Raw genomic sequence first — 20,499 nt, 5'->3', positions numbered from 1 at the left:
TCGCCCGCCTCACCGACTGGCTCACGCCGCCGGTGGGACGCGCTCGGCGGGCGGCACTGTGAGGCTGTTGTGGAACACGTCGCCCGGGTCGACCTCCTGCTTCAGCGCCGCCAGCCGCGAGCGGTGCGACTCCGGGTAGCACCGGTCGAGATCGGCCGCCGTCGGGTGCGACAGGAAGTTCGCGTACGCGCGCTCCGGCGCCAGCGCCTCCCAGAGCCAGTCGAAGCTGGCCACCTGCGACCCGTGCAGGTCGGTCGATCCGATCAGGACCGAGTTCACCATGAACTGCGTATCCCGGTGCGCGAACGCGGTCGCGTCCGCAGGCATCGCGCCGAACGCACCCCCGAGCGCCCGGATCTCCACGGCCATCGCGGGCAGCCGCAGCCGGGCGTCGAGGATCGTCTCACCGCGCTCCGGCGACCACTGATCGAACAGCCCGTTGCGCACCCGCGGCGTCCAGTCGGCCGGCATCGACTCGTTCGAGAACACCTGTGCGTACGGGATCTCGGCCACGGTGTCGGTGAGCACCGTGCCCAGGGCCCGCAGCGGTCCGAGGACCTTGTCTCGCGTGCTCTCGTCCCCGGCGATGCACACCATCACCGCGATCGGAGCCTGCCGGTCCGCCATCATCGTCGGCGGCAGCTGCAACGACGAGGACAGTTCGTCCGGCGCGTCCACGACGTACTCGGCCCAGCCGTTCAGCACCTGCTCCGCCTGCGTCCACGGGAACAGCAGGGTGCCGAAGTGCACCGTCGGCCGGCGTACAGCGACCAGGTCGTACGACGTCACGACGCCGAGGCTCCCGGCGGCGCCGCGCAGGCCCCAGAACAACTCGGGCTCCGTGGCCGCATCCACCCGCCGTACTGTCCCGTTGACGGTGACCACCTCGGCCGCCACCACGTGGTCGATGGCGAGACCGTGCTTGCGCACCATCCACCCGATCCCGCCACCGGCCATCAGCCCGCCGACTCCCACACCGGCCGTGTCGCCGGACGAGATCGCCAGCCCGGACTCCCCCAGCCGCTCAGCCACCTGCCCCCAGGTCGCGCCCGTCCCGATCCTCACCACTGCGTCGTCTCTGATGGCGACTTCATCCATCGGCCGGACGTCGATCGCCACACCGCCGTCGTTGGTCCCGAAGCCCGCCATGTGGTGGCCACCGCTCCGCACCGCTACGGTCAGCCCGTGCGCCTCGGCGTACCCGAGCGCCGCCGCAACATCAGCCGGCCCCGCACACCGAACCACCACCGCCGGCCGCCCTTGCGCAACCAGCGTCCGCCCGGCCTCCCGATACCCGGCATCTCCCGCGACGACAACCTCACCAGCCACACCCGCCCGAAGCCGCCCGATCCCGCGCGCCCCTGCACCCATGTCAAACCCCTCAATCCCAGCGCCCACTTGGCGCCTTCCCCCAGTGATCGAAGCCAACCGCCACCCGTCGACATCCCCCGCGGAGAAATCTTCAGAACCGCCGAGAATGCGGCCGGAGTGGTGCCCTGGCGGGTCGGGGTGCTGCGCTGGCGGGTCGGGGTGCTGCGCTGGCGGGTCGGGGTGCTGCGCTGGCGGGTTATGTCACCGCTGGCGTGCTGTACCGCCAGTGGTGACACAACCTGCCACCCGGGCACAGTCCGAGCCGGAATCCGGCCGGCGGGGTCGGGGTCGCCGACTGTCGGAGAACAAGCCACCGGCCCCGACTCCGGGGTGGAGTCGGGGCCGGTGGGTGATGTGGTGGGACGGCGGGCCGCGGTGCTGCGGCCGCCGGTGGTTCAGCCGCGGACCGTGGTGACCAGGTGGTCTACGACGTCGGCGACGGGGATGTCGGCGCGGTTGCCGGTGCGGCGGTCCTTGACCTCGATGGTGCCGTCGGCGAGGCCCTTGCCCACGATGGCGATGGTCGGAACACCGAGCAGCTCGGCGTCCTTGAACTTCACGCCTGGGGCGGCCTTCTTGCGGTCGTCGTAGATGACCGTGAGGCCGCGCGACTCCAGTTCGGCGGCGATCTCGGCGGCCTTCTCGAACACCTCGGCGTCCTTGCCAGTGGCAACCAGGTGTACGTCGGCCGGCGCGATCTCCCGCGGCCACACCAGGCCCAGCTCGTCGTGGTTGCCCTCGGCGATCGCGGCCACCGCGCGGGTGACGCCGACGCCGTACGAACCCATCGTGACCGTGACGAGCTTGCCGTTCTGGTCCAGCACCTTCAGGTCGAGGGCGTCGGCGTACTTGCGGCCGAGCTGGAAGATGTGGCCCATCTCGATCCCGCGCGCCGTCTCCAGCGGCCCCGACCCGTCCGGCGCCTCGTCACCGTCGCGCACCTCGGCAGCCTGGATCGTGCCGTCGGCAGTGAAGTCGCGGCCGTGCACCAGGTTGACCACGTGGAAGCCGGATTTGTCCGCGCCCGTCACCCACGCCGAGCCCTCGGCGATCCGGGGATCGAGCAGGTAGCGGATCCCGGAGGTGTTCTCCTTGCCGAGCACGCCCGGCCCGATGTAGCCCTTCGCCAGCGAGGGGAACTTCTCGAAGTCGGCCTCCTCGAAGGCCACCACCTCGGCGGGCTCGAGCTGCGCACCCAGCCGCTTCTCGTCGATCGCGCGGTCGCCGGGCACGCCGATGGCCAGCGGCTCGCGGGTCCCGTCGGGGTGCACGACCATCACGAGCACGTTCTTCAGCGTGTCCGCCGCGGTCCACTCGCGACCGTCCGTCCGGGCGTGCTTCGCGTTCATCGCGTCGACCAGCGTGTCGATGGTCGGCGTGTCCGGGGTGTCGACCACCTCGGCCGCGGGCACACCGGACGCGTCCACCGGCGCCGCCTGCGGGACCACGACCGCCTCGACGTTGGCGGCGTACCCACCCGGCGAACGGACGAAGGTGTCCTCACCGTTCTCCGCGATCGCCAGGAACTCCTCCGACCGGGACCCGCCCATCGCGCCGGACATCGCCTTGACGATCACGTAGTCGAAGCCGAGCCGGTCGAAGATCTTGATGTAGGCGTCGCGGTGCAGCTCGTACGACGTCTCCAGCCCGGCGTCGTCCACGTCGAACGAGTACGAGTCCTTCATCACGAACTCGCGCCCGCGCAGCACGCCGGCCCGCGGCCGCGCCTCGTCGCGGTACTTGTTCTGGATCTGGTAGATCGACAGCGGGAGGTCCTTGTACGACGAGTAGAGCTCCTTCACGACCAGCGTGAACATCTCCTCGTGCGTCGGCCCGAGCAGCATGTCGGCGCCCTTGCGGTCCTTCAGCCGGAAGATGTTCGGACCGTACTCGGTCCAGCGGCCGGTGGCCTCGTAGGGCTCCCGGGGCAGCAGCGCCGGGAACACCAGCTCCTGCGCGCCGATCGCGTCCATCTCCTCGCGCACGATCCGCTCGACGTTGCGCAGCACCCGCAGGCCCAGCGGCAACCAGGTGTAGATGCCGGGCGCGGTCCGCCGGATGTAGCCGGCGCGGACGAGCAGCTTGTGGCTCGGGACCTCCGCGTCCGCCGGGTCCTCGCGAAGGGTGCGGAGGAACAGCGACGACATACGCAGAATCACGGGAGTCTCCAAAAAGCCTGACAAAAGATGGATGGAACATCGGACGTCACAGAGGATATCCGCCCCGCGACCATGCTCTCACCACGTTATCCACAGGCCACGGGCACTGACGGCCTCAGTCGCGCTCACGGGACGCCTTCAGCGCCCACCTGATCAACGGAATCTGCAGCGGCAGCCGCGCCCAGCCGATCGCCCGCGCGGTCGGCGAACCCTTCCGCTGCAGGTCCATCGCCATCTGCACGTTGGCCGGGAAGATCGCCGCCAGCAGCCCCGCGCTGACCAGACCGGCCGCTCGCCGGGTCCGCGGATGCAGCATACCGGCAGCACAGGCCAGCTCCGCCACGCCGGACGCGTAGACCAACTCCTTCTTCCGCGGCAGCGCCTTGGGGACGATCTGCTCGAACGGCTCGGGCTTCACGAAATGCAGCGTGCCGAGTACGCCGAACAGCACCGCCAGCCCCGTGGTGGTCTTGCTCCGAGTCGCCATGCGCGGAGCCTACCGGACGGTAATCACGGCAGCTTCCCGTACGGCGCCGCCGCGACCCGCGCCGCGTAAACCAACGCTGGTTTCAGAATCGGCCAGAACGTCGGCGACACGCACCGTCGCACCCGGCGCCAGATACCCCACCCCGCCGTCACCGGTCGACACCGGATACCCGGTCAGCGCCCCCATCTTCTTGCCCAGGGCAACCAGCTTCGCCTTGTCCGGAGTCGCCAGCACTGTCGACCGGGACCCGTGCCCGTGGCCGATGTCGTACCCCGCCCGGATGAGGTCCGCGACCGTCACCCCGGCCGGCAACTGCATCGAGCATCACGGTGGGCGCCCAGTATCAGAACAGGATCGTCGCGAACGTCTCGATCGTCCGGAACCCGACCCGCTCGTACGCGGCCCGCGCCGGGGTGTTGAAGGCGTTCACGTACAGCGTCACCACCGGCGCGATCTGCCGGGCCAGCTCGACCACCGCCGCCATCCCCGGCGCGGCCAGTCCGCGGCCGCGGAACTCCGGGTCCACCCAGACCCCTTGGATCTGGCAGACGCCGGTCCCGACCGATCCGACCTCGGCCTTGAACACCACCCGGTCGTCCTCGATCCGCGCGAACGCCCGCCCGGCCCGGATCAGCTCGGCCACCCGCGACCTATAGAACGTCCCGTCCGGCCCGGTCTGCGGCGGTACGCCGACCTCCTCGGTGTACATCGCCACACAGGCCGGGTACAGGATCGGCAGCTCGACCGGTTCGACCGCCCGGACCAGCGGATCGGGGTCGATGGCCGGCGGTCCGTCGATCACCATGAACGGCTGGTTGTCGCGCACCTCGCGGGCCGGCCCCCAGTGCGGTTCCAGGGTGTTCCACAACTGCTCGACCGCGCCGGCTTGGCCGAGGATCTGGAAGCAGTTCCGGCCACGCCGCAACGCGTACGACGCGAACGCGCGCAACGCAGCGTCGTCCGCGCCGACCGGCACCATGTTGCCGCCGGCGTGGCACAGCGCCTCGAGCACGCCCCGCTCGACGTACCCCCAGACCTCGGCGCCACGCCGCGGATCGAGTCCGGACGCCTGCACCAGACTGTCGACGAACACGTTGACGACCGGGTCGCGGCCGATCACGGCACGCGCCGCCGCGAGGTCACGAGGACCCAGAACCCGAACGCCCACGCGCAGAACCTAGCTGATGAACCCCCCTCAAGCGCGCAACGGGTCGCGGCTGCCGCGATCCGGCGCAGTGGTGAGGTCCACGCGACCGCGACCGCGACGAACCCGAAGGCGCCCATCACGACCATGGCGGTGCGGACGCCGTACTGGTTGCCGAGGAGGCCGCCGGCGATCGAGCCCAGCGTCCAGCCCACGCCCCAGGACAGCATCCGGCCTGCCGTGTTCACCCGGCCGAGAAGTTGCTCCGGCGTCACCTGTTGCCGGTAGGAGATCGAGTTGACGATCACCAGCACGTACGCCGAACCCCACACCAGCAACGCGAGCGCGGCCAAACCCCACCCCGGCACGAGCGCTGTGACGATCCCGAGCACCGCCGACATCGGCAACGCGTACAGCGTGATTGCGGCCGGCGGCATCCGCTTCAGCAGCCGCGGCAATCCGAGCGCGGCGATCAGCCCACCGATCCCCCACGCACCCCATACGAGTCCGAACCGCATTCCCGACGTACCGATGTGCAGGATCCGGTCGCACCAGACCACCATCAGCGCGACGAACCCGCCGCCGGCGAACGACTGCAGGCTGCCCACGATCGTCATCGTCCGGACCCCGGGGTGCCGGACCAGGAACCGCACGCCCTCCGCGATGTCCGCGAAGAGCACCCGTGGCCGCAGCGGCAACTGTCCGTCCCGCCGCTCCGACATCGCCCGCACGATGCCGCGTACGGCGATCGCGGACGCCACGAAACTCAACGCGTCGAGAGCGAGCAGGCTGGCCGGGTTCAGCACCGCCAGCGCCAGACCGGCGAGTGCCGGGACGAACAACTCGACCAGGCTGGACGCCGTCCAGACCGCGGAGTTCGCCTGCGCGACCCGGGCCCGTCCGACCAGCACCGGCAGCGCGCCGAAGTTCGCGCCGTCGAAGAACGTGAAGACCGCCTGCACCGCGAACCCGACCACGAGCACCTGCCCGACGGTCAGAACGCCGAGCAGGTGCGCGACCGGGATCGAGCCGATCAGGACCGCGTTGACGAGATCCGACGACACCATCACCCGCTGCCGGTTCCACCGGTCCGAGAGCGCGCCGGCGAACAACCCGGTCAACAGGTACGGCGCCGCCTCGAGCGCTGTCGTGAGTGCGGTGAGGAACGTCGAACCACTCAGCCGGTAGACCAGCACCGGCAGCGCGACCGCGGTCACCATCGAGCCGGTGAACGACAGCACCCGGGCGATCCAGTACCGCCGAAAGTCCGGATCGTCCCGCAACCGCAGTGGTTCAGTCACCGTCATGCGGAGAACCTTGCAACTTCAAGCCGTCTGGAGGTCAAGGCGGCGTCTGATGGTCCCGCGCCGTAGCGAGCAGGTGCTCGGTGCGGTAGCTCGGCGTGCTGGAGTGAAGGCCTCGATGTGGTTGCATCGTGGCCTTTGCTCCAGTGCGGCGAGATGCCGTGCCGAGTGCCGCGCAGTAGGCGCGGGACCATCAGAGGCCGCCACGGCTCATCCACATCGTTTCGACGCCGAGGTCGCGGTCGGGGGTTCGGGCCGGATCGCCGAAGCCGTTGGCCCGGTAGAAGCGGATCGCCTGCTCGTTGCCGACCAGGACGTCCAGCAGCAGCTCCGTCGTACCGGCGGGCAGGGCTTCGATCGCTGCGTCGAGCAGAGCCTTGCCGACGCCCTTGCCCTGGTGATCCGGCAGCACGTACAGCTTCCACATCACCCAGAAGTCGTCCTCCCGGCCGAGCCCGACTACCCCGACCAACTGCTCACCGTCGGCTGCGACCAGCGTGATCCCGTAGCGCATCCCGCGCTCTACCGCCTCGGGCGACCAGTACTGGGCCAGCCCGTCGGCGATGAACTGCTCCGAGACCAGGCCGCCGTACGCCACCGGCCAGGTCTGCAGCCCGATCTGCCGGATCCCCTCGACATCGCCGAGCTCGGCTCTCCGAACCTCGATCACCCGTGCACCACCACCGTCTCCCCATCCGGATCCACGATCTCCAGACCATCATCGGTCCGGGTGGCGTGCGCACCTACCCGTCGTACTACGCCGTCCAGATCCTCCGACGTGGTCAGCTCGAGCCGGACGGCCGGTTCGTCACCGGCAGCGAAGTACACCTTCTGGTCGACGCCGAGCACGTCCAGCAGCCGCTCCCACGCCGGCTGGTCCGACACAGTCAGCCGCGGCGTCACCGACAGGCGTTCGTCCGGGCGCGTGTCGAGCTCGCGGTAGCCGTACAGGTCCTTGCTGCGTTCGTCGATCCACAACTTCGTCCCGTCCGGGCCGGCGACGGAGAGCACCCGCCCGAACGCCTCGTCGAAGATCGTCACATCGTCGTACCCGGCGTTCTCGAGTGTCGACTTCAGCTCGTCGATGTCCTCGGCCTCGAACGTCAGGCGGGTCTGGCCCGGCCGACCTCCGGTGTCGCTGGTCGCCGCGTCGTGCAGCGAGACGGCCCCACGCCCGGCCAGCAAGACGGTCCATCCGCCGCGCTCGGACTCGATCCGCGCCTGCAGGCCGAGCGTCTCCAGGAAGGCCCGCATCGCGTCCACGTCGGCCGTGAACCGCAGCGGCCGGATCACTACGTCGTTCATCCTCGCGCCTCCCCGTGCTTGTCCAGGTACTCCGTCAGTGCGACTTCCACCAGCGCGGACAGGCTGACCGCGTCGTCGATCGCCTTGTGCTTCACCCGGCGAACCAACTCCGGGGGCAGGTACACGTTGAACTGAGTCTTCTTCCCTCCGTCATCGCTCATATCTAGGATGCTAGCAAGCTAGATTACTCGCGCGCAAGAAGCCCGCCGGCGGGTGCATCCGCCGGCGGGCTGTGGTCGAGTCGTCAGACGGCGGCGTGCAGGGCGTCGTCCAGTTCCTTGACCAGTTTGTGCTTCGGCCGGGCGCCGACCACCGACCAGATCACCTCGCCGTGGTGGAACACCATCAGCGTCGGCAGGGCCATCACGCGGTAGCGCGCCGAGATCGACGGGTTCTCGTCGGAGTTCAGCTTCACCACCGTCAAGTCGTTGCGCTCGGCATCGATCTGCGCGAGCACCGGCGCGATCTGGTGGCACGGCGGGCACCACTGCGCCCAGAAGTCCACCAGCACCGGCTGGTCCGCCCGCAGTACCACCTCGTCGAAGGTCGACTCGTCGACCGTCCGCAGGTCACTCATCCTGTTCTCGTCCTCCAGCTCTCGGCATCGGCCAGGAGGTCGGTCAGCCGGGCTCGCAGCTCGGTCAGCTCGGTGATCCGCCGGTCCACGTCGGCGATCCGGCTCCGGTACGCCGCCAGCGACGCCGGGCACACGTCCGCCCGGTCGTTGCCGGCCCGCAGGCACTCGATGAACGGGTACGTCTGCTCCGCCGTCAGCCCGAGCGACAGCAACGCCTTCACCTCACGTACGACGACCACGTCGCCGGCCTCGTACGCGCGGTAGCCGTTGGCCTCCCGCCGGGGCTTCAGCAGTCCCTGCGCCTCGTAGTACCGCACCGCCTTGACCGTCACTCCGGCCTCGGCCGCCAGATCGCTGATCCGCATCCCGCCTCCTTCACCCCGACGCTAAACCTTGCCCCCGGGGTCAAGGTCAAGCCAGCATAGTCCGCATGCTCCTCGGCAGGTTCAGCTCGCCAGATCTCGCCCCCGGCGGACGCGTCGTCGAGCGGACCGCCGTCCGCGGGGTGCTCTTCCGTGGCCGGCTGCTGCTCCTGCTCGCGTCACGTCACGGCGACTACAAGTTCCCCGGTGGCGGAGTCGAGCCGGGTGAGTCGCACGCCGAAGCACTGCGCCGGGAGTTCCGCGAGGAGTGCGGTCTCGTCGGCGTCGAGGTCGGCCCGGGCGTCGGCTCGACGATCGAGGAGGTGCCGGCGGCGGAGTCGGCGTACGACGTGTTCCGGATGACCTCGCACTACTTCCGCTGCTCGGGCGGTGCTGCCGAGTATGAGCAGGCGTTGGAGGGATACGAGGCCGAGCTGGAACTGGTGCCGCGGTGGGTGACGGTCGACGAGGCGCTGGCGGCGAACCGGGCAGTGCAGGCGGGTGGGGTTGGTGTGATGCGGTGGTTGGTGCGCGAGACCGCCGTACTCGAGTGGTTGGCGGCTCAGGCGACGTAGGTGGCGACCCACTCCCCTAGGACCTTGGCGCTGGCGTCGACCAAGGCGGGCCAGTCGAGGGCGGCTTCGTCGGCTGAGTCCGAGACGTGCTTCACGACGCGGACCGGTACGCCGTACTCACGGCACGCATAGACGACGCCGTACGCCTCCATGTCGACCAACTGCGCGCGCTCCGCCAGCCGCGCGCGAACGACCGGATCGGTCACGAACACATCCCCCGACGCCAGTACGGTCCCGTCCCCACCCTCGACCTCGAGCGTCTCCTGCGGATCGATCCCCAACGCCCGCACCGCGTCCGCGTTGATGTCGTGATTGATCACCCGCGACGGCAGGTACAACCCCGCCATCCCATCCCGCAACGCCCCCGTAGTCCCCACATTCAGCACCACCAGATCCCGGGTATCCCGCTCCCCCAAAGCCCGAGCAGTAGCCACCGCCGCCGCAGTCTTCCCGATCCCGGTAACCACCACCGGAACCCCCTCCGGCACATACCGAAGCTCGCCGGCAACAGCCCCGACCACCAGAAACTCAGCCATCCTCAGAGCGACCCCTTCGGCACAACCCACTCCACCGGCTGCCCAGTGATCTTCGCAATCCGGTCATAGTCCTCGTCGTAGTGCAGCACCGTCAGCCCAGCCAACTCCGCCGTCGCCGCGATGATCAGGTCGGGCAGCTTGAAGCCTCGGTGCTGGCTCCGCTTCCCGAGCTCGTGGTGAACGTCCAGAGCTCTGTCCATCGCCTCCGTGGTGACGTCGGCCCACCGCTGACCGTGCAGGTCCGCCCACAACCGCTCGTACGACGCGGGATTCGGCGCATTGTTGAGACACTCGAGCAGCGCCATCTGACAGAGCACCAAGCGACCTTCGATCAGCAGCGAGTCGAAACGCTGTTTGACGGACGCATGCCGTCCACGCAGAACGAAGACAGAGGTGTCCACCAGATAGGCGGCGCCGGCCATCATGCGGTGCGCGCCTCGCGAGCGTCTTCCTCGAGCCGGCCCAGGTCACGCCCGCCGCCGTACCTCCACGCGTCGGCCGAGCCGCTCACATCCAGCTCAACCTCATCCAGGGTCGCGATGAGGTCCTTCGCCCGCTTCCGCCCGGCGAACTCGCGCAGGGCGGCGTTGATCGTCGCGACCTTGCTGTCTGTGCCCAGCACCTCACGAGCGGCGTCGAGCCACTCGTCATTCACGTCCACCGAGATGCGCGTCATGCCGCCAACTCTACACCAAATTGCTCCTCGGGATGGTGCTTGCAGAGTCAGCAACTCAGCACCAAGTTGGCAAAGACAGAAGGTGCCGCACCCGAGTTGGGAGTGGCACCTTCTGGCACGGCGGGTGTCAGCTGACGGTGACGGTGGGTTCGCCGGGGGTGGGGGTGTCCATTTCTTCGGCGATGCGGAGGGCTTCTTCGATGAGGGTTTCGACGATGGCGGACTCCGGGACGGTTTTGATGACCTCGCCCTTGACGAAGATCTGGCCCTTGCCGTTGCCGGAGGCGACGCCGAGGTCGGCCTCGCGGGCCTCGCCGGGGCCGTTGACGACGCAGCCCATCACGGCGACCCGGAGCGGGACCTCCATGCCCTCCAGGCCGGCGGTGACCTGCTCGGCCAGGGTGTAGACGTCCACCTGGGCGCGGCCGCAGGACGGGCAGGAGACGATCTCGAGCTTCCGCTCGCGCAGGTTCAGCGACTGCAGGATCTGCAGGCCGACCTTGACCTCCTCGACCGGCGGCGCGGACAGCGACACCCGGATGGTGTCGCCGATGCCCTTGGACAGCAGCGCGCCGAAGGCGACCGACGACTTGATCGTGCCCTGGAACGCCGGGCCCGCCTCGGTGACGCCGAGGTGCAGCGGCCAGTCGCCGGCCTCGGACAGCAGTTCGTACGCGCGGACCATCACGACCGGGTCGTTGTGCTTGACCGAGATCTTGAAGTCGTGGAAGTCGTGCTCCTCGAACAGCGACGCCTCCCAGACGGCCGACTCGACCAGCGCCTCGGGGGTGGCCTTGCCGTACTTCTGCAGCAGCCGCGGGTCCAGCGAGCCGGCGTTGACGCCGATCCGGATCGAGGTGCCGTGGTCCTTGGCCGCGGCCGCGATCTCCTTCACCTGGTCGTCGAACTTGCGGATGTTGCCCGGGTTCACCCGGACCGCCGCGCAGCCCGCCTCGATCGCGGCGAACACGTACTTCGGCTGGAAGTGGATGTCGGCGATCACCGGGATCTGCGAGTGCTTCGCGATCTCCGGCAGCGCGTCCGCGTCGTCCTGGGACGGGCACGCCACCCGGACGATGTCGCAGCCGGCCGCGGTCAGCTCGGCGATCTGCTGCAGGGTGGTGTTGACGTCCGCGGTCAGCGTCGTCGTCATCGACTGCACCGAGATCGGGGCGTCACCGCCGACCAGCACCTTGCCCACCTTGATCTGGCGGGTCTTGCGGCGCGGGGCGAGGGTCGGCGGCGGCAGCGCGGGCATGCCCAGGTTGATGCTCATGAGTCCTTTGTCCGTTGAGGTGGCGCGTTATCCGTTGAACAGCCGGATCGGGTTGACGATGTCGGCGATGACGAGCAGGACGCCCATCACCACGATCACACTGGCCGCGACGTAGGCGATCGGGAGCAGCTTGGCCACGTCGACGTACCCGGGGTCGGGCCGGCCGAACAGCCGCGCGAAGCCGCGCCGGATGCCCTCCCAGATGGCGCCGGCCATGTGGCCGCCGTCCAGCGGGAGCAGCGGGATGAAGTTGAACAGGGCAAGGAACAGGTTCAGCGAGGCGAGCAGCGAGATCCCCAGCACGATCCGCTCGCCGCCGGTCATCGACTGGTTGGCGGCGATCTCGCCGGCCACCCGGCTGGCGCCGACCACGCTCATCGGGCTGTCCTCGTCGCGGTCGCCGCCGACGATCGACTTGGCCACGCCGACCAGCTTCTCCGGGAAGTTGCCGATCGCCTTCACGGTGGCGACGGTCATCTCGCCCATCTTGTCCACCACGAAGCCGAAGTCCTGCCGCTCGACCTTCATCTCCGGCGAGACGCCGAGGAAGCCGACCGAGACGATCTTGTCCGAGCCGGCCTCGTCGCGGACCTGGTTGATGATCGTCTTCGTCTGCAGGGTCACCTGCTGACCGTTGCGCTCGACAACGATCGTGGCGGCCTTGTCGGTGTTCGCCCGGATCAGCGGGGTGAGCTGGTCCCAGCTGGTGATCTGGGTGCCGTTGAAGGACTCGATCCGGTCGCCCACCTGGAAGCCGGCGGTCTTGGCCGGCGACACCTGGTCACCGGACTCGCACTTGCGGTCGGCGGTCGCCTGCGAGGCGGGGATGACGCAGTCGGTGACAGTGGCCACGGTGGTCTGCGCGACGCTGGCGCCGTACAGCATGAACAGGCCGCCGAACAGCATGAACGCGATCACGACGTTGACCAGCGGACCGGACGCCATCACGATCAGCTTCTTCCACCACACCTTCTGGTAGAAGAGCCGGCCGTTGTCCTCCGGCGAGATGGTCTCGTACTCGGCCGACCGGGCGTTCTCCACCATCGACTGGATCGGGCCGGTGTTGGCCTTGCGGACCTTGGTTGGGTCCTCCCCCTTGGCGGGCGGCATCATGCCGATGATCCTTACGAACCCACCGGCTGGGATCGCCTTGATGCCGTACTCGGTCTCGCCGCGCTTGACCGACCACACTGTCCGGCCGAAGCCGACGAAGAACTGGGTCACCTTCATCCCGAACGCCTTCGCGGGCACCATGTGGCCCAACTCGTGCAGCCCGACCGAGATCAGGATCCCGGCTACGAAGAGCACGATGCCGATTACGGTGAGAAGCGCGGTCATGCCTTCGTGGTCTCCTGGCTGCGGTCGGTCGAAGCGGCGGTCAGTTCACGAGCCCGGGCGCGGGCCCAGGTGTCCGCGGCGAGTACGTCGTCGATGGACAGTTCCCCATACGAGGGTACGTCGTGTTCGGTCACCACCCGTGCCACCGTGTCGACGATCGCCAGGAACGGCATCCGCCCGTCCCGGAACGCCTGCACGCAGACCTCGTTGGCGGCGTTGAAAACGGCCGGCGCGGTCCCCCCGCGGGTCCCGGCCTCGCGGGCCAGCTGGACCGCCGGGAACGCCTCGTTGTCGAGCGGCAGGAACTGCCAAGTACTCGCCTCGGCCCAGTTCCACGGCGGCGACGCGTCCGGTATCCGGTCAGGCCAGCCGAGGCCGAGCGCGATCGGCACCGTCATGGTCGGTACGCCGACCTGCGCGATCGTGGACCCGTCGGAGAACTCGACCATCGAGTGGATCGCCTGCTGCGGGTGTACGACGACGTCGATCCGGTCCATCGGGATCCCGAACAGCAGGTGCGCCTCGATCAGCTCGAGGCCCTTGTTCACCAGGTTGGCCGAATTGATCGTGACGACCGGGCCCATCGCGAAGTTCGGATGCGCCAGGGCCTGCTCGACCGTGACGTCCGCGAGCTCGCTGCGCGGCCGGCCCAGGAAGGGGCCTCCGCTGGCGGTCAGCAGCAGCTTGTGCACCTCGTCTGGCGAGCCACCGCGCAGGCACTGCGCGATCGCGCTGTGCTCGGAGTCCACCGGGACGATCTGACCCGGCTTCACCCGGCGTGTGACCAGCGGACCGCCGATGACGAGGGACTCCTTGTTCGCCAGGGCGAGCGTGTTCCCGGCATCGAGCGCGGCCAGCGTCGGCTGCAACCCGACCGACCCGTTGATGCCATTGAGAACCACGTCACACGGCATCGCGGCGAGCTCGCCGGCGGCGTCCGGCCCGGTGACGATCTTCGGGATCCGGAACTCGCCCTGCGCGTAGCCCTGGCGCTGCGCCTCGGCGTAGAACGCGAGCTGCAGGTCCTGGGCCACCGTGGCCTTCGCCACACCGACGACCTCGACGCCGAACTCGAGCGCCTGCGCCGCGAGCAGGCCGACGTTGTCGCCGCCGGCCGAGAGCGCGAGCACCCGGAACCGGTCGCGGTTCCGGCCGATCAGCTCCAGAGCCTGGGTGCCGACGGAGCCGGTCGAGCCGAGGATGACGACGGTTCGCGGGTTCACGGCGCCATTGTCCCAGGTCCACGGACTAGGTCGGGACTGGCAGACACGACCTCACCCGCGCTAGGCCGGGTAGAGGTTGAGGGGGAAGCTTCCGAGGCGGAGCTGGTCGTCTACGGTGACGACCGTGTCTGCAGCTGTGCTGATCATCGAGAACGATCCCGAGAGCGGTCCGGGCCGGCTGCTCGACTGGCTCGAGGCGAGCGGCTTCACTCCGGTCGTCGTACGCGCGTGGGCCGGTGAGCCGATCCCGTCCGGCATCGGCGGGCACGCTGCGCTGATCCTCCTGGGTGGCGGGATGCTGCCCGACGCCGACGACGCCTCGCCGTGGCTGAAGGCCGAGCGTGAGCTGTTGCAGGCAGCGCACAACCGCGTACCGGTGCTGGGCATCTGCTTGGGTGCGCAACTGCTGGCGCACACCTTCGGCGGTGAGGTGCTCGGCAAGCACGGCCTACCCGAGAAGGGTGTGACCGAGCTTCGCCTGCTGCCGGACGCTGAGGACGACCCGCTGCTCGCCGGTCTGCCTTCCACAGTGCGAGCGGTCGAGAGTCACCAGGACCAGATCACCCGGCTGCCGGATGGTGCCGTCCTGCTGATGTCGAGCGAGCGTTGCCCCCACCAGATGCTGCGCCTCGGCCAGAGCTGGGGCGTGCAGTTCCATCCCGAGGTCACCACCGATCGGGTACGGCGCTGGGACCCGGAGCGAGTGCGGTCCTTGGGGTTCGATCCGGCGGCCGTGGTCGCGGAGGCGGAGGTGTACGACGCTGAGCTGGAGGCGATCTGGTCAGCGGTGTTCGGCCGGTTCCTGGAGCGGACCGGTAGCGGCGCTACCTTTGGGGCATGAGTCTGGAGCAGCCGCCGCCCGGGCATCGGGCCTCTGACAACGACCGCGAGCGCGCCGCCTCCGTGGTCCAGGAAGCGCACAGCGACGGGCGGCTGGACTTCGAGGAGCTGGACGAGCGGCTGACCCAGATCTATTCGGCCAAGACCCAGCTCGAGTTGCGCAACGCGACCGCCGACCTGGTTCCGGTCGCGCACGGCAGCAACGCGGTCGAGCTGACCATCCGGGCCAAGCACAGCGCCCAGCGGCGGGAAGGTCCGTGGACCGTGCCGCAGACGGTGAACGCGGTCGCCGAGCACTCGGCAGTCCGGCTCGACTTCACCGACGCGGTGATCCGGTGGCCCGAGATCCACGTAGACGCGCAGGCCGTGCACAGCTCGGTGGTGATGATCGTGCCGGAGGGCTGGAGCATCGATATGGACGCCATCGACATGGTCCACGGCACCGCCCGCAACAAGGCCACCACGCCCCGAGCCGGCGGCGTCCGGCTCCGCGTCACCGGCCAGGCCAAGCACGGCACCATCGTCGTCCGCCATCCCCGCAAACGGCACTGGTGGTGGCCCTGGTACCGCAAGTGATGCGCGTCGCTCCACGATGGCGTCGTACCGGCTAGCGTGAGCTTCATGACGGCTTCGCTGGATCTTGTGGATGTGGACTCGTTGCTGACCTCGGAGGAGGTCGACGTTCGGGCGACGGCCCGGCGGTTTGCGGACGAGCGGTTGCGGCCGTCGCTGCCGGAGTGGTTCGAGTCGGCGAGCATTCCGGCGCGGGAGCTGGCGAAGGAGCTGGGGGCGCTCGGGTTTCTCGGGATGCACCTGACCGGGTACGGGTGCGCCGGCGTCGGACCGGTCGCCTACGGGCTGGCCTGTCTGGAGATCGAGGCGGCGGACTCCGGCATGCGTTCGCTGGTGTCGGTCCAGGGGTCGCTGGCCATGTACGCGATCTGGAAGTACGGCAGCGAGGAGCAGAAGAACGAGTGGCTGCCGCGGATGTCCGCCGGCGAGGCGATCGGCTGTTTCGGCCTGACCGAGCCCGACTTCGGCTCCAACCCGGCCGGCATGCGCACCAACGCCCGCCGCGACGGCGACGACTGGGTGCTGAACGGCTCGAAGATGTGGATCACCAACGGCTCCGTCGCCGACGTCGCGGTGGTCTGGGCCCGGACGGACGACGGCGTGCGCGGCTTCGTCGTACCGACCTCGACGCCGGGCTTCTCGGCGCCGGAGATCACCGGGAAGCTGTCGCTGCGCGCGTCGGTCACGTCCGAGCTGGTGCTGGAGGACGTGCGGTTGCCGGCGTCCGCACTGTTGCCCGAGGCCCGTGGTCTGTCCGGGCCGCTCGGCTGCCTGAACGAGGCCCGCTTCGGCATCATCTTCGGCGCGATGGGCGCCGCCCGGGACTGCCTGGAGACGGCTCTCGCGTACGCCGGGGAGCGGACCGTCTTCGACAAACCACTGTCCGGCTACCAACTGACCCAGGCGAAGCTCGCCGACATGGCCGTCGAGCTGAACAAGGGCATTCTGCTCGCCGTACACCTCGGCCGACTCAAGGAGAAGGGCGCGCTGCGGCCCGAGCAGGTCAGCGTCGGCAAGCTCAACAACGTCCGCGAGGCGATCGCGATCGCCCGCGAGTGCCGCACGATCCTGGCCGCGAACGGCATCAGCGGCGAGTACCCGATCATGCGGCACGCCAACAACCTGGAGTCCGTCCTCACCTACGAGGGCACCTCCGAGGTGCATCAGCTCGTCATCGGCCAGGCACTCACCGGGCAGGCTGCCTTCCGCTGACCGCATGCATGCCAGGGCATGCTCTGAGTACCGGGAGTGATGTCAGTTACTGCAAGTGACAACCCTCGGAGTTCAGGAAGGAGTCGGTCATGAGGATCGGAGCCGGAATCGCGCTGATCGCCCTCGGCGCGATCATCGCGTTCGCCGTTCGTGACACGTCCGACACTCTGAACCTCACCGCCCTGGGGATCATCATCATGCTCGCCGGTGTGGCCGGCATCTGGGTCTCGTACCGGCTGGCCAACCCGCACAAGCGCGACGATTTCACCGTGATCGACCCGGAGGTCGAGAAGCAGTACAACACCGACCCGCCGGAGCAGGTCGCCACCCGGCCGATCGACGTGACCCCGAGCCACCTGCGCGAGGAGCGCGAGAATTAGCCCAGCGGCTTCAGCAGATAGTCGCAGCGATCCGCATGCGCCCGTACGACGTTGCCGTCGGCATCTTGCTCGGTCCACCGGTCGATCACCGGATCGCCCTCCCACAGTTGGTAGCCGAGGCGTTCGTACAGCCTGCGGGCGCCGGGGTTGTCTGCGCCGACCGCCAGGCCGATCGCCGGGCGGGACCACTCCTCGGCCGCGATCACCTCGGCGGCGCGGATGATCGCCGTACCGATGCCCTGCCCCTGGACGTAGGCGTGCAGGGCGTTGATCTCGGCGACGTCGTGAGCGTCCCGGACTTCGTCGTACTTCGAGGCCCGGAACAGCATCGTGTGGCCGACGACCTCGCCGTCGCGGTGGGCGAGCAGGAACAGGCCGTCACCGCGCTGCTGCGTGGCCCACCGTTCGCGCAGGTGATGCTGGGCGGCCGGTGCGGCAGGGGCGATGAGTCCGTCGACGTCGGCTTGGGTTGCGGGCCTGATGTCCATCGTCCGACCGTACGGCGGGTTGCCACCGCTCGCACCCGCATTTAAGACTGCCTGAAGGGTCGCGGGGACGGTGAAGCCATGGACAGGAATCGCGAGTTGCTGGAGCGACTGTGGGCGGCGGAAGGACAGCTGTCGTTGTCTGCCGAGGCCGAGCACGAGATGCGCGCCGAGGACTACGTGCTGGAGATGCCGCAGTCCGGCGAACGGATCGTCGGCCGGGACAAGATGCGGGCGATGCAGCAGGAGTACCCGAATCCGCCGTCGATCACGATCCTGCGGATCACCGGCGAAGGCGACCATTTCGTCGTGCTCGGGCGCTCGGACTACAGCGGCGACATCTATTACGTCGCGAACGTCGTCGAGTTCCGGGACGGGCGGATCGCACGCGAGACCCGGATCTACGGCGCGCCGTTCGAACCGCCGGCGTGGCGGGCGAAGTACGCGTGACTACTTGGCGACCTCGGTGGCGCGGGACTCGCGGACGACCGTGACCCGGATCTGGCCGGGGTAGGTCAGCTCCTCCTCGACCTGCTTGGCGATGTCGCGCGCCATCACCTGCGCGCCGATGTCGTCGACCGCGTCCGGCAGCACCATCACCCGGATCTCCCGGCCGGCCTGCATCGCGAACACCTTCTCGACACCGTCGTGGTGCATCGCGATCTCCTCCAGCCGCTCGAGCCGCTGCACGTACGCCTCCAGCGACTCCCGCCGCGCACCCGGCCGGCCACCGCTGACCGCGTCCGCCGCCTGGGTCAGCACCGCCTCGACGGTCCGCACCTCGACCTCGTTGTGGTGCGCCTCGATGCAGTGCACGACGTCGTCGTTCTCGCCGTACTTGCGGGCCAGCTCGGCGCCCACGATCGCGTGACTGCCCTCGGACTCGTGCGTCAACGCCTTGCCGATGTCGTGCAGGAACGCGCCGCGCTTGCACAGCTTCGGGTCCAGCCCGAGCTCGGCGGCCATCATGCCGGCGATGTGCGCCGACTCGATCAGGTGTTTGAGCACGTTCTGCCCGTACGACGTCCGGTAGCGCAGCAGACCCATGGTCCGGGCCAGCTCCGGGTGCAGGTCGGTGATGCCGACCTCGGCCATCGCGTCCTCGGCGGCCCGCTCACACAGCTCGGCGACCTCGCCCTTGCTGCGTTCGTAGATCTCCTCGATCCGGCTCGGGTGGATCCGGCCGTCGAGGACCAGCGAGTCCAGGGTCAGCCGGGCGGTCTCCCGCCGTACCGGGTCGAAGCAGGACAGCAGCACCGCCTCGGGGGTGTCGTCGATGATCAGGTTGACGCCCGTGGTCTGCTCGAACGACCGGATGTTGCGGCCCTCACGGCCGATGATCCGGCCCTTCATGTCGTCGCTCGGCAGGTGTACGACCGACACGACCGACTCGCTGGTCTGCTCCGACGCGAGCCGCTGCACCGCGCCGGTGATGATCTTGCGGGCCTTCGTCTCGCCCTCGTCCAGCGCCTGCCGCTCGATGTCGCGGATGATCGTGTGCGCGTGCCGCTTCGCCTCCGCCTCGATGGACGCGACCAGCTCGGTCTTCGCCTGCTCGATGGTCAGGTTGGCGACCCCCTCCAGGATCCGGCGGCGCTCGTCCTCCAGGTCCCGGATCTCGGCCTTGTGGCGGTCCAGCTCGGCCAGCTGCGCGGTCAGCTCGGTCTGGCGTTCTTCGATCGAGCGGTGCTGCTCGTCGAGGCGCTCCTCCCGCTCGGTCAGCCGGTGCTCCCGGCGCTCCATCTCGAGGCGCTGCTCACGCAGGTCGTCCCGGATCGACTGCGCTTCCGACTCGGCTTCCCGCCGTACGTCGGACGATCGCTGCTCGGTCTCCCGCCGTACCTCGGACGCCCGGTCCTCCGCGGCGCGCCGGATCTCCTCGGCGCGCTGCTCCGCCGCCTCGGCCCGGACCCGCAGGACGGCGGCCTCTTCCTCGGCCTGACGGCGCACCAGCTCGGCCGCGGACTTCGCGGCGGCGGTGATGTTCGCGGCCTCCAGCTCGACGGCGGCCGACCCTTCGGCGGCCTTCCGGCGGGAGAGGGTGACGCCGATCCAGGCCAGCAGGCCGGCGATCAGCAGTCCGATCAGGGACAGTCCGATCGACGTAGCCGTCATCGGCGTCTCCCCTCGTTTCGAGTCACGCACCAGGCGGGACTGTGGCCTCGGTCGAAGGGATTCGCCACATGTACGGCGACTGACGGTACGGCTGACCGCACCGCCGGCGTACGGCGGTGCGCCTGTCCGTTCCGTTACGGCGGTACCGCCGGGCGGCCGATGGGTGTGCGTCACCCAGGTTCGGTGCTTGCCGCGGTGCCGTCTATCCGCCGGCGATGCGAGTCGCCGTCGTCAGTCTTCAGCTCGGTCGAGCGTGGTGTCGTGTCTTCTCTCCGGCCGGTCGGCCGGTGATCAACCGCCCTGCCGGTGCTATAGCCGCCACCGTCAGGTGGAGTGATCCCTTACTGATTCCGAGGCTAGGCGTGCCCCATCACCCGGTCAAGACGGACACTCCCACCCCACCAGACCGGTCACACCAGGCACCGGACCCAACGTCCTCCGTCACCCTGCGACCCGGTCGCACCAGCAGACCACTGTAATCACTGGTCCACTCCAGAACCGAACCGCTCAAGTACTACGCGTAGCTTGGCTGTCTCGTGGTGGGCCTTCGGGTATGCCGCC

General features: G+C 69.1%; 25 protein-coding genes. 6 read left to right on the top strand and 19 right to left on the bottom strand.

Going from position 1 to position 20,499, the window contains the following annotated elements:
* Window positions 1-21: 21 nt before the first annotated feature.
* From ACIBL3_RS08025 to ACIBL3_RS07975, 11 genes are all read right to left on the bottom strand, one after another.
* The gene (locus ACIBL3_RS08025) at window positions 22-1,371 is read right to left on the bottom strand and encodes an FAD-binding oxidoreductase (RefSeq protein WP_396352527.1); all 1,350 of its coding nucleotides are present in this window, start codon (window positions 1,369-1,371) and stop codon (window positions 22-24) included.
* 395 nt (window positions 1,372-1,766) lie between these two features.
* On the bottom strand, window positions 1,767-3,530 hold the full coding sequence (locus ACIBL3_RS08020; protein ID WP_396352526.1) for a proline--tRNA ligase: 1,764 nt from the start codon (window positions 3,528-3,530) through the stop codon (window positions 1,767-1,769).
* A gap of 115 nt (window positions 3,531-3,645) precedes the next feature.
* Window positions 3,646-4,017: a hypothetical protein gene (locus tag ACIBL3_RS08015; protein WP_396352525.1), complete on the bottom strand. Its 372-nt coding sequence runs from the start codon at window positions 4,015-4,017 to the stop codon at window positions 3,646-3,648.
* A gap of 9 nt (window positions 4,018-4,026) precedes the next feature.
* Window positions 4,027-4,335: a hypothetical protein gene (locus tag ACIBL3_RS08010; RefSeq protein WP_396352524.1), complete on the bottom strand. Its 309-nt coding sequence runs from the start codon at window positions 4,333-4,335 to the stop codon at window positions 4,027-4,029.
* A 25-nt stretch (window positions 4,336-4,360) separates the two neighbouring features.
* Entirely contained in the window at window positions 4,361-5,185 is an 825-nt protein-coding gene (locus tag ACIBL3_RS08005; protein ID WP_396352523.1) for a GNAT family N-acetyltransferase, read from the bottom strand.
* On the bottom strand, window positions 5,134-6,468 hold the full coding sequence (locus ACIBL3_RS08000) for an MFS transporter (protein WP_396352522.1): 1,335 nt from the start codon (window positions 6,466-6,468) through the stop codon (window positions 5,134-5,136). Before ACIBL3_RS08000 ends, ACIBL3_RS08005 begins: the two co-directional genes overlap by 52 nt.
* Window positions 6,469-6,658: 190 nt before the next feature.
* Complete coding sequence (locus tag ACIBL3_RS07995) at window positions 6,659-7,135, bottom strand: GNAT family N-acetyltransferase (RefSeq protein WP_396352521.1); 477 nt, start codon at window positions 7,133-7,135, stop codon at window positions 6,659-6,661.
* The gene (locus tag ACIBL3_RS07990) at window positions 7,132-7,770 is read right to left on the bottom strand and encodes a VOC family protein (RefSeq protein WP_396352520.1); all 639 of its coding nucleotides are present in this window, start codon (window positions 7,768-7,770) and stop codon (window positions 7,132-7,134) included. The genes ACIBL3_RS07995 and ACIBL3_RS07990 overlap by 4 nt, the downstream gene beginning before the upstream one ends.
* A complete protein-coding gene (locus ACIBL3_RS07985) occupies window positions 7,767-7,931 on the bottom strand; it encodes a CopG family transcriptional regulator (protein WP_396352519.1) in 165 nt (54 codons plus the stop codon). Before ACIBL3_RS07985 ends, ACIBL3_RS07990 begins: the two co-directional genes overlap by 4 nt.
* Window positions 7,932-8,014: 83 nt before the next feature.
* Window positions 8,015-8,347, bottom strand: coding sequence for a thioredoxin (gene trxA / locus ACIBL3_RS07980; protein WP_396352518.1), 333 nt, complete (start codon window positions 8,345-8,347; stop codon window positions 8,015-8,017).
* Window positions 8,344-8,712, bottom strand: a complete 369-nt coding sequence (locus ACIBL3_RS07975; RefSeq protein WP_396352517.1) for a MerR family transcriptional regulator — start codon at window positions 8,710-8,712, stop codon at window positions 8,344-8,346. The genes trxA and ACIBL3_RS07975 overlap by 4 nt, the downstream gene beginning before the upstream one ends.
* A gap of 65 nt (window positions 8,713-8,777) precedes the next feature.
* On the opposite strand from ACIBL3_RS07975, the gene ACIBL3_RS07970 reads away from it, so the two are divergent.
* Window positions 8,778-9,284, top strand: coding sequence for an NUDIX domain-containing protein (locus tag ACIBL3_RS07970; protein WP_396352516.1), 507 nt, complete (start codon window positions 8,778-8,780; stop codon window positions 9,282-9,284).
* Here the strand turns inward: ACIBL3_RS07970 and ACIBL3_RS07965 are convergent.
* The 6 genes from ACIBL3_RS07965 to dxr all read right to left on the bottom strand — a co-directional run bounded on the left by ACIBL3_RS07965 (window position 9,272) and on the right by dxr (window position 14,333).
* Window positions 9,272-9,820, bottom strand: a complete 549-nt coding sequence (locus ACIBL3_RS07965; RefSeq protein WP_396352515.1) for a nucleosidase — start codon at window positions 9,818-9,820, stop codon at window positions 9,272-9,274. The genes ACIBL3_RS07970 and ACIBL3_RS07965 overlap by 13 nt on opposite strands.
* A 2-nt stretch (window positions 9,821-9,822) precedes the next feature.
* Window positions 9,823-10,245 (bottom strand): PIN domain nuclease, encoded by a 423-nt coding sequence (locus tag ACIBL3_RS07960; RefSeq protein ID WP_396352514.1) that lies wholly within the window; start codon window positions 10,243-10,245, stop codon window positions 9,823-9,825.
* On the bottom strand, window positions 10,242-10,496 hold the full coding sequence (locus ACIBL3_RS07955; protein ID WP_396352513.1) for a type II toxin-antitoxin system VapB family antitoxin: 255 nt from the start codon (window positions 10,494-10,496) through the stop codon (window positions 10,242-10,244). Before ACIBL3_RS07955 ends, ACIBL3_RS07960 begins: the two co-directional genes overlap by 4 nt.
* Before the next feature lie 127 nt (window positions 10,497-10,623).
* Entirely contained in the window at window positions 10,624-11,772 is a 1,149-nt protein-coding gene (ispG, locus tag ACIBL3_RS07950) for a flavodoxin-dependent (E)-4-hydroxy-3-methylbut-2-enyl-diphosphate synthase (RefSeq protein ID WP_396352512.1), read from the bottom strand.
* A 27-nt stretch (window positions 11,773-11,799) separates the two neighbouring features.
* A complete protein-coding gene (locus ACIBL3_RS07945; RefSeq protein ID WP_396352511.1) occupies window positions 11,800-13,110 on the bottom strand; it encodes a M50 family metallopeptidase in 1,311 nt (436 codons plus the stop codon).
* Complete coding sequence (gene dxr, locus ACIBL3_RS07940; protein ID WP_396352510.1) at window positions 13,107-14,333, bottom strand: 1-deoxy-D-xylulose-5-phosphate reductoisomerase; 1,227 nt, start codon at window positions 14,331-14,333, stop codon at window positions 13,107-13,109. The genes ACIBL3_RS07945 and dxr overlap by 4 nt, the downstream gene beginning before the upstream one ends.
* A 124-nt stretch (window positions 14,334-14,457) precedes the next feature.
* On the opposite strand from dxr, the gene ACIBL3_RS07935 reads away from it, so the two are divergent.
* From ACIBL3_RS07935 to ACIBL3_RS07920, 4 genes are all read left to right on the top strand, one after another.
* Window positions 14,458-15,174, top strand: coding sequence for a type 1 glutamine amidotransferase (locus tag ACIBL3_RS07935; protein WP_396352509.1), 717 nt, complete (start codon window positions 14,458-14,460; stop codon window positions 15,172-15,174).
* Entirely contained in the window at window positions 15,171-15,749 is a 579-nt protein-coding gene (locus ACIBL3_RS07930; protein WP_396352508.1) for a DUF1707 domain-containing protein, read from the top strand. Before ACIBL3_RS07935 ends, ACIBL3_RS07930 begins: the two co-directional genes overlap by 4 nt.
* A 45-nt stretch (window positions 15,750-15,794) precedes the next feature.
* On the top strand, window positions 15,795-16,958 hold the full coding sequence (locus ACIBL3_RS07925) for an acyl-CoA dehydrogenase family protein (protein ID WP_396352507.1): 1,164 nt from the start codon (window positions 15,795-15,797) through the stop codon (window positions 16,956-16,958).
* Window positions 16,959-17,047: 89 nt separating this feature from the next.
* Window positions 17,048-17,338, top strand: a complete 291-nt coding sequence (locus ACIBL3_RS07920) for a DUF6458 family protein (RefSeq protein ID WP_396352506.1) — start codon at window positions 17,048-17,050, stop codon at window positions 17,336-17,338.
* Here the strand turns inward: ACIBL3_RS07920 and ACIBL3_RS07915 are convergent.
* Window positions 17,335-17,826, bottom strand: a complete 492-nt coding sequence (locus ACIBL3_RS07915) for a GNAT family N-acetyltransferase (RefSeq protein WP_396352505.1) — start codon at window positions 17,824-17,826, stop codon at window positions 17,335-17,337. The genes ACIBL3_RS07920 and ACIBL3_RS07915 overlap by 4 nt on opposite strands.
* Before the next feature lie 78 nt (window positions 17,827-17,904).
* Here ACIBL3_RS07915 and ACIBL3_RS07910 point away from each other — a divergent pair, with 78 nt between their 5' ends.
* Window positions 17,905-18,273, top strand: coding sequence for a nuclear transport factor 2 family protein (locus tag ACIBL3_RS07910; protein ID WP_396352504.1), 369 nt, complete (start codon window positions 17,905-17,907; stop codon window positions 18,271-18,273).
* On the opposite strand, the gene rny is transcribed toward ACIBL3_RS07910, so the two are convergent.
* A complete protein-coding gene (gene rny / locus ACIBL3_RS07905; protein WP_396352503.1) occupies window positions 18,274-19,938 on the bottom strand; it encodes a ribonuclease Y in 1,665 nt (554 codons plus the stop codon).
* Between the last annotated feature and the right edge of the window lie 561 nt (window positions 19,939-20,499).

The sequence above is a fragment of the Kribbella sp. NPDC050124 genome, from assembly GCF_044460355.1.
Classification (GTDB): Bacteria; Actinomycetota; Actinomycetes; order Propionibacteriales; family Kribbellaceae; genus Kribbella.
Note: the sequence above shows the minus strand (reverse complement) of the source record. Positions and strands in the feature narration are given on the sequence as shown.